Raw genomic sequence first — 9,046 nt, 5'->3', positions numbered from 1 at the left:
ATTGCGGAAGGCCGCGCCGGTCGAGATAGTCGCGATGGGCATAAAGACCGAGTTGCACCGTGCCGATCCTGCGCGCGACCAATGCCTGCTGGACAGGATCGACCATGCGGATCGCGATATCGGCGCGGCGTTGCAGCAGATCATCGACAGCATCGCTTGCCACAAGTTCGATCGACAGCTTGGGATATTGACGCCTGATGGCGACCAGCATGGGCGGCAGATGAACCGGTCGACCGGGCCATGGATATCAGCGCTTGCGGGCAAACCAGATATGATGGTTCACACGTGTTCCATCGACGGATTGATCGGCTTCGACAGCAAAGGCGTTGACCCTGACCTCGCTGACGTCGAACCCGGCTTGCTCCAGCCGCTGGGTAAAATCTCCGTCGCCATCGGCTGACCATACCGCCAGCACGCCGCCGGAGCGCAACGCTTTTCGGCTCGCCTGCAATCCGGCGGGGGAATAGAGAATGTCGTTGCGACGGCGGGTCAGACCTTCAGGGCCGTTGTCCACATCCAGGAGGATAGCATCATAGCCGCTCGCCGCCGAATGGATCAGCAGGCCGACGTCATCGATCACCACCGTCACCCGCGCATCGTCCAGGCAGCCATCCGTCAGGCGATGCATCGGCCCGCGCGCCCAGACCAGAATTTTCGGCACCAGTTCGGCCACGATCACGCTGGCATCCTTGTCAAGCGCCGCCAGCGCCGCGCGTAGGGTGAAGCCCATGCCATAGCCGCCGATCAGCACCTGCGGCGCATTCTGTCCGGCGATTCTTTCACAGGTCAGAGTGGCCAGCGCCTGTTCAGAAGCGAACATATCGCTGCTCATCAATTCGTTCCGGCCAAACACGATGGCGAACTCGTCGCCGCAGCGCAGCAATTGCAGCTCAACGCCACCAGGCACCTGCGCGCGGTCAACAAGATCATATTTTCTCATCATCGTGGCGCTCCGTTCGCAATGAACGCCAACCTCCCCGTTTCGGTTGCCCGAGTAATCCAAATATCGACAGCATCAAAGGAAGCATTGAAGGGCAGATCGCGCACCAACGGGCGCTCCGTTACATGGTTGCGGCAACGGCTGACGATGGTGACCGGCATCTCATGCCAAGGAGGGGGTGTAATTGTGGCGGGGCTGGATTGAGGTGCGGAAATGGGATGGAAACTCCGGCGGGGACGCGGGTTGGGATGATTGGGCAAAGCAGAGGCCGGCCGGATCGGTGTATATGGCGCCTAGATGATATGGAGCGAAGTTGCCACGATAATCGCGCAGCCGATCTTCCGCTACGTAAATTGACTTTTGAAAAATTTCGACCTATGGCGGTAAACGCTAACGTCGCCTGCGACGGAATTTGAATCCGATTAATTCGGTTATCCTTCTCTTCACATGCTGCTGGCTCCATCTGCGCTTTTGCGGGTGGGTTCTCTTGTTTTCGTGAAAAGGAAACACCCATGCCCATCGGCACCGTCAAGTTCTTCAATACTGACAAAGGTTATGGCTTCATTGCGCCCGAAGATGGCGGCAATGACAGCTTTGTCCACATCAGCGCGGTTCAGCACGCCGGAATGGCCACGCTGAACAAGGACCAGCGTCTCAGCTATGAGGTCGAAACCGATCGTCGCGGCAAGCAGTCCGCAGTCAATCTGGTTTCTGCCTGATTCAAGTGTTCGCCGGTGTCCGTAGGGGCATCGGGAACTGTCCGTCGCGATGAAGGGTTTCCTTTCGGCGCGGCGGCCCGTGTCTGGCCTGCTTGATCCGCTCTGCGTGATCGCAGCCGGGCACGGGAAATGCGGCCTTTGAAGCCTCCTTCCGCACCTCGGGTTCGGGAGGGCTGCTGCCTATTCAACCCAACCCGTCCTTATACGGCCGAGAGGCCGCCGCTTACCTGAATTTTTTGACAATCGATATGCTTACCATTCTGAAATTTATCGCTTTCTCTGTGAAATCCACTTCGGTTCATCCTTATTTTGCGCATCGGTTGCCATCGGGCGTCCTCACTGTCGCCGAAATGCAGCGGTTGGTGGCTGATATGGTGGATTGATCGACAGCTTATCCCGTCGGGAAAGGATCGCCATGGCCAACTCAAGCGAATATTACCGGCATTGCGCCGAACAAAGTCTGCGCCATGCCGAGGCAAGTATTCTGGCCAATGCCCGCGAACGCCATTTGCATTCGGCGGCGGCATGGCAGGCGATGGCAGAGCGTGTGGCCAAGATAGAGGCCAATCGCCGCGAGAGCCAGGAGCGCGAGATCTCCGCTCGCTTGCCCGACGATGAAAACCCGCTTGATGAGTGATTGTGCTGCGTGATGGCCTGGACGCATTCCGGCAATAAAATATAACCTTAGTGCGGAAATCGGGCCAAAGTCATTGGCATTCTTTGCCTTAAAACCGCGCCGGTATGGTGCTGAACCGGCGGCAAGCCAGATAACATGTATGACGATCTATCCCAACCGATCCTCGTCAGTATAGATCTCAAAGCGCGATAGCGTAACCAGACCAAAAGTTGTGGTAAGCGCTGCATCAGCCGCGTCGCGCCCGCGCGCCATCAAAATGCGCCCGCGTCGGGGAAAGTTATGGCGCGCGTCAAAGACATACCAGCGATCGCCCAGCCATACTTCGAACCAGGCGGAAAAATCCATGTCGCCCACGACAGCAGGCAGATCCATATCGCCAAGATAGCCGGTGCAATAGCGCGCGGGAATGTTCATGCAGCGGCACAGGGCAATCGCCAGATGCGCGTAATCGCGGCATACCCCGGTGCGCTCATGAAACACATCCCACGCCGTTTTGGTCGGGCGAGCGGCCATATAGTCAAAGCGAATCGCGCCATGGACATAATCGACGATAGCCTGCACGAGGCCCCAACCTTGCGGAACCTGGCCAAATAGGCCCCAGGCCAATTCGGTAAGGCGGTCGGTTTCGCAATAGCGACTGCTCAGAAGATAGTGGAGCACATCATCGGGCAATTCTGCCAACGGCGCCTGCCGGGCATGAACATCCACCCGGTCGGGTTCGAAGGAATCCTCGATCACAAAGCCGCAGGAAATGCTCAAGCCGCCTGCCGGCATGGTCAGCCGGGTGCAGATGTTGCCGAAGCTGTCGACATAATCGTACATCGGCACATCGGGTGTGGTGAAGATACGCTGTGCGGTGCGCAGGTCCTTGTTGCGCGATGCATGGACACTGAGCTTGGCCAACATTGGGACGGGCTGCTCACAGGCAAAACCAATATTATATCCGGCGCGGATCAGCATGCTGAATGTCTTTCATCGGAGGACAGAGCCATCTGCCGGAATCCCGGCACTGGGGGGACAAATGCGGCAAGGAATGAGCGCCGGACGACCTTCGTGTTAACGACGGAAGCCTGCCTCCGCTTCACCATGAAGAGTGAATGACGATGCATCCGGCAGGCGAATGGCCGTTGGCCATGGCAGGTCTCGCTCAAATTGCTGCATGTCGGAAAGAGACAGAAGGTAGGAGAGCAGGGATTCGGCCCCCCTGTTTTCATTGACACGATCAGGATGCAGGCCATCGCAACAACTGCCCGTTGCGATATCAACCAGAGGCAGGCCCAAATCATTGGCGCCGGTAAACCATGCAAAGGCCTTGTGCGCTTCGACATGCCATGATGGCGATGGATCGACGAACGAGGCGGCGAGGCAGGCCGCGATGGTGGCGCAGGCTTCAACGGGCTGTTGGTCAAAGCATGGCGGGGTTTCGCGCGACGCCAACAGGAACCCTTGCGTACCGACCGGGCGGAAATGACCCTCCGGTGCCGTCTGGCGTTCAAGCAGCCAGCGCAGGCTGCGCAGACCGGCATCGATCAGGTCGCGCGATCCACAACTTCTGCCGGTTACGATAAGCGCCTCGCAAAGGCGGGCGTTATCATAGGCCAGCCCATCTTCGAACCAAACCCAATCATCGCTTTCACAGGCAAGCAATCGCGCCTGAAGTCGACCTCCTAGTGTCAGTTGCAGCCTTCGCGCATCGTGATTGTTTGGCCTGGCACTGCAATAGAAAGACAAGCCCAGCAGCGCGAAGGCCCACGCTCGCGCTGAAGTGAAGGCTTTAATGGGGGGCAGTGCCTTTTCGAACAGAGCGGTGGCCCACTGGCCCCGCGGCATTTCCCGACCTTGCGCCAAACAGGCGCCCAAGGCCCAGAGTGTGCGACCGTGGCTGTCCTCGGATCCAATATCTTCCAGCCATCGGCGATCAAAGCCCATGAAATTGCGAAACCGGCTTTGGTCCGGGTTCCATCCATGCTGGATAAAGCTGGCAAATCGGGGCAGCGCCGTTTTGATAAACTCGTTATGCCGGTTCGGGTCTCCCCGCATCTCCATGCCGCAGCACAGCAGCAGGGCGCGGGCATTGTCATCAATGCAGTAGCCGTGACTTCGGTCTGCAATGTCGTGAACCGCGTGCTGAATAAGGCCGGTGTTGTCGCACATCGCCGCAAAGTGATCGAGCGGCATGGCCGGCAATTCGGGCGACGGCTTGCGGCATGCTGCGCGAAAGGCTTCGCAATAATGCAGAGCGGTATTGCGCCACGTCATCGCACGACTGGCTACATAGGCCCGGCGCCCCATGGCAAGGCGGGAGGCTTCATTGGTCAACAGATCGGCGACCACCTCGCCAAGGCTGGCCGCATCGCCAAAGGGCACCAGAGCGCCAGAACCATCGGTCAGCAATTCGAGGGCATGCCAGTAAGGCGTCGATACCACCGGTCGCCCAAGTCCGTGCGCATAGGCCAGCGTCCCAGATGTCATCTGGGTTTCGACCATATAGGGCGTCACATAAACGTCGCACATGGCAATATGCTGAAGCAGTTCGGGCCGATCGGCAAAGTGGTTGAGAAACACCACATGCCTTTCCAGCCCCAGATTATGGACCAGCGCGATCAGGCTCTCGCGGTAGGCCTCGCCAGCTTCGCGGAGCAAGGTCGGGTGAGTGGCACCCATCACCACATAGACTGTATCGGGCGCAGCAGCCAAAACCACCGGCATCGCCGCGATCATTGCCTCGATTCCCTTATTTGGACTGATCAGGCCAAATGTCAGAACGATGCGATGCCCGGAAAATCCGAGCTTTTCTTTGGCCTGTTGCGGAATGATCAGCGGCATGTCCGGAATGCCATGGGGAATGACGAGTATCTTTTTAGGATCAGCGCCGTAAACATCGATCAGGATGGAGCGCCCCTTCTGCGCCATGACCACAACGCGCATTGAAGCAGCCAGAATGGCCATGATGACCCTGCGCTGGGCGTCCGATGGGCGATCCAGAACAGTATGCAATGTTGAGACAAGCGGAATACGCAGCGCAGAAATCAGGCCAAGGACATAGTCTCCGGCCTCGCCGCCATAGATGCCGAATTCATGTTGGAGCGAAACGACATCAAAGTCTTGTTCATGGATGAAATCGACCGCTGCCAGATAGCCGCCCGCGTCCTCCTGCGCGATAGACCAGCGAACATGGGGTGGATAGGCATATTGCCCACCCTGATCACACATCGCAATGATTGCGGTCTGGGCCACGTCATCAAGGTGGCGCACGGCCAATTCAAGATCAGTAGTGAAGGTTGCGATGCCACACCGGCGGGGCAGGGCATTACCGACGAAGGCAACCCGAAGGGGTTGATTCTGAAAATCGTCTTAGAGCTTGCCTTTCGGCTTGCGCGTCGCGGCCAATACCGGCGAACTTTCCAGCGGTGCCAGCGGCACGATGGTTTTGCCCTTTGTGGCTTTCGGTTTGCGGATCTCTCGATTGCTGCGTTTTTGTGATTTGGCCATGTCGGTTGTGTCCTTGGTTGGTGTGTGACCCATGCATTGGGCCTGCTATTTGCGCGGGAATTCGCTTCGTTGCTGATGCGAAGCGCACGGCATTGCGGGTGGGGCAGAACCCCTGTCGCCAATGCGCCGTGTGTGATGGTTCGTAATTCGGCTTAGAAGATCTCGTTCCGGCACATGACGCGTCCGCCCTCGTTAAGCGGGGGCACAGCAGGTAACTCGCTCACGAGTGGCTCGACGTCGAAATTCGCGACAGAACCGCCTTTAGCATGGATTGCAGATAACTCTGCATCAATTCGATGCTCAATGGGACGTCGCTACCCATTTACCATAGTGCAAAGGATCTGCGAAAATTGGGTTCTGGCGCAGCAGGGCATTACAGCCATTGTCGGTGGCATGTGCGAATTTGCGTCCAAGTCTAGTGTCCGCCAGATCATGCAACGCAAGCTTCGGGGTATCTGCGCCACTTACAGCTGAAAAGTGATGGGATAGATGCAGACTGACACCGAGGCGTTTCGACACATCCTCTACAGGATACCGCGCTTGATAATCTGGGTCACCGCATCACCCAAGCACTCATCGCTGAAATTGGTTTTCTCTATCGTCGCCTCCTGTCCTCACAATTGGGGATCACAGTCGTCCAGAAACCTGGTGGCTGTTCACAGAATGCATCGAAGGGGTGAACCGACGGCCGCTTCCGCAGGGCCTGCTTTGCACAGCTTTCGTCCGCTTTGAGGGCGAGGTTTCCTCTACGGTCTGAGGGTCTTGAGGAGCAAGTTCGCGCAGGCAGTCGCGGAACCCTTTCCGGTCAGCGCGACTGTGACGATGGCGCCGTCATCGGGCGGGTAGAGCGCAATGGCGCTGACGCCGGGCGCGCCGCCTGCATGACCGATCCAGCGAAGCGTCCGTTGCCCATCGGGCACCTCGAAGACCATTAAGCCGAGCCCGTAATAGGTACCGGGGTCGAACATCGGATAGAGGATCGCGGTCATTTCTCGTCGCAGGCTCTTGCGCAGAAAACGTCCGTCGAGAAGGGCCGCCCAGGCCAAAGCCATGTCGCGGGCATCGCTGACGACAGGACCGGCGGCGCCTGCCCAGCCTGGGTCCATGGTTTGGCCTTGCGTCGATGCGGGCAGGGCAACATCGCGTGCCTGCTGGCCGGGAGAAAGCGCACGCATCGACCGCAGGCCAAGGGGCTCGATGATACGAGCCGTGATCGCTGCGTCGATGGGGCGGCGATCAATCCTTTCGACGATCATACCTAAGACATCGTAGCCGGTGTTCGAGTAGCGCCATCTTTCGCCCGGGCAGAACATCGCGCCGTGCCGACCGGCGATGGCGAGCGTCGTCGCCGGATCGCGGTAACCGGGATGGGCGCGCGCAACCATGTCCTCGTTGGCGCTGAACAGGCCGGAGGTGTGGGCAAGAAGGTCTCTCACCGTAACGATATGCCCGTTCGGCACGCCCTCGACCCATTTTGACACCGGCGCGTCCAGCGACAGCTTCGCTTCCTGCACCAGTTGCAGCACTACGGTCGCGGTGAACGCTTTGCCGACGCTTGCCCACCACAGGATCGGGCGCTCCGGCTGTGTCGATTGCCGATGCCACAGGCCCACGCCGGGACAGGCCACGGCGGCGGACAAAGCGGGCGCCGCCGTATAGTCTTTCAGCCGGGCGAAGGCAGCATCAAGAAGCGCCATCGTCGCGGCGGGCAGGGGGCGGTCGGGGATCGCCGTCAGTTCAACGGCATCCACCGGCGGATGCAGCGGTGCACCGGAATAGGGCGCGCGCGCCGAGCAGCGCACGGGGCGATAATCAGCCGCCTCGGTTCGCGAACCGATCACCATCGTGCCAGCGAGGCCAAAAGCATCGCGCAGCATTTTTCGGCGGGAGCGCATGGGTCCGGCTGCCGCCACGGGATTGGTTCGGAAAATCGGCATGGGATCTCCTTGCGAGAGATTAATGTTGATCGAAAATATATTATCGTAAAACAGAAATTATAGGATATAGGATGGCGTCACAAGGAGATTCCGCCATGGCCTCATCCGGCACATGCGTCACGGCGCGACATGATGATCCCCGCGCCATCCGGCTTGATCGGGTTCGCCGCCGGAGCGGGTTGATGGCGACGGCCAGCATGGCAGTGGCGTTCCTGCTTGCCATGGCGATGCTGCTCTACTGGTGCCTCACACCGGCCAGCACGCTGTTTCGCCACGCGGGTCTGCTCCTTCGCCCACCGGCAGAAATAGGTTTTGCCATGCGGTTCGCGGCCTTCGCGGTCGCCATGATCCCGCTCGGCGCGTTGATTGTCGGCCTGCTGAGCGCCCGGCGCTGTTTTGGCTGCTTCGCGGCTGGGCGTATCTTTTCCGGGGATGCCGCGCGAAGCCTGCGTGGTTTCGCGCTCGGAGTCGCGGCGGCGGCGTTGCTCAAGCCGGTGGCCGGGGCCATCCTCAGTCTGCTGCTCAGCTCGCTTTCTCCCGCACACACGCGCGCTCTGGCGCTCAACCTTGGCTCGGACACCGTGCTGTCGCTGCTGTTCGCGGGGATGGTTGCAATCATCGCGGGCGTGCTGGTCGAAGCAGCCGACATCGCGGCCGAGAACGATCAGTTCGTCTGAGGAGAGCCGGACATGCCCATTCAGGTCCGGCTCGGCGTCATGCTGGCCGAGCGCAACGTCAAGTCGAAGGAACTTGCCGAATATGTCGGGATCACCGAGGCGAACCTCTCGCTTCTCAAGAAAGGGCATGTGAAAGGCGTCCGTTTCGAAACGCTCGAACGCATCTGCGACTTCCTCGACTGCCAGCCCGGCGACCTGCTCCGCTACGAACGCGCGGAACGTATGGAAGGAGAAGCCTTATGAACGGCTTGCGCAAGCGTCGGGTACGTGCATGCCTATGCCACAGTCAGCGAGGCACGGGGATCGATTGCCTGATACTTGAGCTTTTACAACGCAAGGAAGCCCCATTCGAGCCTCGGCGCCAAGACGTCCGATCAGGCTATTTTGACAATCTGCCCACGGCGATGGCAGCATGATTTCGGCGGTTGATGTTGGGCGTCACTCCGGTCGGGCTAAGCCCTCCCCGGATGAAGCCCAACATCGGCGATTCAAGAAAGCAGTCGGCAGACAATGCACTTATCCAGCGCCCATCGCTGTTGAGAGAATCCGGCGTAGGGACAACGTGTGGTCCGATCAGATGAACCGAATGCCTTGGGGCCGTGCCGATCATCGGCTGATGATGCTGGTAGAGGGCGGGGGGAGGC

11 protein-coding genes and 1 pseudogene are annotated in these 9,046 nt (G+C 59.3%); 6 read left to right on the top strand and 6 right to left on the bottom strand.

Annotated features, from left to right (window positions below; all coding sequences use genetic code 11):
* Together BGP00_RS08135 and BGP00_RS08130 are read right to left on the bottom strand one after the other, a co-directional pair.
* The coding region (locus tag BGP00_RS08135) for a LysR substrate-binding domain-containing protein (protein ID WP_292925735.1) at positions 1 to 211 on the bottom strand (211 nt) is incomplete at its 3' end.
* Positions 212 to 247: 36 nt separating this feature from the next.
* Positions 248 to 940 carry a spermidine synthase gene (locus BGP00_RS08130; RefSeq protein WP_292687981.1) on the bottom strand — a complete coding sequence of 231 codons (693 nt, stop codon included), beginning with the start codon at positions 938 to 940 and terminating at the stop codon, positions 248 to 250.
* 512 nt (positions 941 to 1,452) lie between these two features.
* On the opposite strand from BGP00_RS08130, the gene BGP00_RS08125 reads away from it, so the two are divergent.
* From BGP00_RS08125 to BGP00_RS08115, 3 genes are all read left to right on the top strand, one after another.
* On the top strand, positions 1,453 to 1,659 hold the full coding sequence (locus BGP00_RS08125) for a cold-shock protein (protein WP_168604005.1): 207 nt from the start codon (positions 1,453 to 1,455) through the stop codon (positions 1,657 to 1,659).
* 248 nt (positions 1,660 to 1,907) lie between these two features.
* Positions 1,908 to 2,042: a hypothetical protein gene (locus BGP00_RS08120; RefSeq protein ID WP_292693360.1), complete on the top strand. Its 135-nt coding sequence runs from the start codon at positions 1,908 to 1,910 to the stop codon at positions 2,040 to 2,042.
* A gap of 32 nt (positions 2,043 to 2,074) precedes the next feature.
* Positions 2,075 to 2,296, top strand: coding sequence for a hypothetical protein (locus BGP00_RS08115; protein ID WP_168603607.1), 222 nt, complete (start codon positions 2,075 to 2,077; stop codon positions 2,294 to 2,296).
* A gap of 147 nt (positions 2,297 to 2,443) precedes the next feature.
* Here BGP00_RS08115 and BGP00_RS08110 read toward each other — a convergent pair whose 3' ends face one another.
* The 4 genes from BGP00_RS08110 to BGP00_RS08095 form a co-directional block, all read right to left on the bottom strand.
* On the bottom strand, positions 2,444 to 3,256 hold the full coding sequence (locus BGP00_RS08110; protein WP_292693356.1) for a transglutaminase family protein: 813 nt from the start codon (positions 3,254 to 3,256) through the stop codon (positions 2,444 to 2,446).
* 96 nt (positions 3,257 to 3,352) lie between these two features.
* A complete protein-coding gene (locus BGP00_RS08105) occupies positions 3,353 to 5,551 on the bottom strand; it encodes a glycosyltransferase family 4 protein (protein WP_292925736.1) in 2,199 nt (732 codons plus the stop codon).
* A gap of 99 nt (positions 5,552 to 5,650) precedes the next feature.
* Positions 5,651 to 5,788: a hypothetical protein gene (locus tag BGP00_RS08100; protein WP_168604003.1), complete on the bottom strand. Its 138-nt coding sequence runs from the start codon at positions 5,786 to 5,788 to the stop codon at positions 5,651 to 5,653.
* Positions 5,789 to 6,534: 746 nt separating this feature from the next.
* Positions 6,535 to 7,725: a serine hydrolase domain-containing protein gene (locus BGP00_RS08095; RefSeq protein WP_292693351.1), complete on the bottom strand. Its 1,191-nt coding sequence runs from the start codon at positions 7,723 to 7,725 to the stop codon at positions 6,535 to 6,537.
* A gap of 95 nt (positions 7,726 to 7,820) precedes the next feature.
* Between BGP00_RS08095 and BGP00_RS08090 the strand changes: the two genes are divergently transcribed.
* From BGP00_RS08090 to BGP00_RS08080, 3 genes and pseudogenes are all read left to right on the top strand, one after another.
* Complete coding sequence (locus BGP00_RS08090; RefSeq protein ID WP_292925734.1) at positions 7,821 to 8,402, top strand: DUF2975 domain-containing protein; 582 nt, start codon at positions 7,821 to 7,823, stop codon at positions 8,400 to 8,402.
* A gap of 12 nt (positions 8,403 to 8,414) precedes the next feature.
* Positions 8,415 to 8,645 (top strand): helix-turn-helix transcriptional regulator, encoded by a 231-nt coding sequence (locus BGP00_RS08085; RefSeq protein ID WP_292693346.1) that lies wholly within the window; start codon positions 8,415 to 8,417, stop codon positions 8,643 to 8,645.
* A 21-nt stretch (positions 8,646 to 8,666) separates the two neighbouring features.
* Positions 8,667 to 8,831: pseudogene (locus BGP00_RS08080) on the top strand (integrase core domain-containing protein); the annotation flags it as partial.
* Positions 8,832 to 9,046: the final 215 nt, after the last annotated feature.

Origin of the sequence: Novosphingobium sp. 63-713 (genome assembly GCF_001898925.1) — a bacterium.
Taxonomy (GTDB): Bacteria; Pseudomonadota; Alphaproteobacteria; order Sphingomonadales; family Sphingomonadaceae; genus Novosphingobium.
The sequence above is the reverse complement of the archived record's forward strand: the minus strand, read 5'-3'. Positions and strand labels throughout refer to the sequence as shown.

Excerpts from the sequence above, each read along its gene's own strand:
- BGP00_RS08130 (WP_292687981.1), bottom strand. The coding sequence starts at position 940 with ATGAGAAAATATGATCTTGTTGACCGCGCGCAGGTGCCTGGTGGCGTT.
- BGP00_RS08125 (WP_168604005.1), top strand. The coding sequence starts at position 1,453 with ATGCCCATCGGCACCGTCAAGTTCTTCAATACTGACAAAGGTTATGGC.
- BGP00_RS08120 (WP_292693360.1), top strand. The coding sequence starts at position 1,908 with ATGCTTACCATTCTGAAATTTATCGCTTTCTCTGTGAAATCCACTTCG.
- BGP00_RS08115 (WP_168603607.1), top strand. The coding sequence starts at position 2,075 with ATGGCCAACTCAAGCGAATATTACCGGCATTGCGCCGAACAAAGTCTG.
- BGP00_RS08110 (WP_292693356.1), bottom strand. The coding sequence starts at position 3,256 with ATGCTGATCCGCGCCGGATATAATATTGGTTTTGCCTGTGAGCAGCCC.
- BGP00_RS08100 (WP_168604003.1), bottom strand. The coding sequence starts at position 5,788 with ATGGCCAAATCACAAAAACGCAGCAATCGAGAGATCCGCAAACCGAAA.
- BGP00_RS08095 (WP_292693351.1), bottom strand. The coding sequence starts at position 7,725 with ATGCCGATTTTCCGAACCAATCCCGTGGCGGCAGCCGGACCCATGCGC.
- BGP00_RS08090 (WP_292925734.1), top strand. The coding sequence starts at position 7,821 with ATGGCCTCATCCGGCACATGCGTCACGGCGCGACATGATGATCCCCGC.
- BGP00_RS08085 (WP_292693346.1), top strand. The coding sequence starts at position 8,415 with ATGCCCATTCAGGTCCGGCTCGGCGTCATGCTGGCCGAGCGCAACGTC.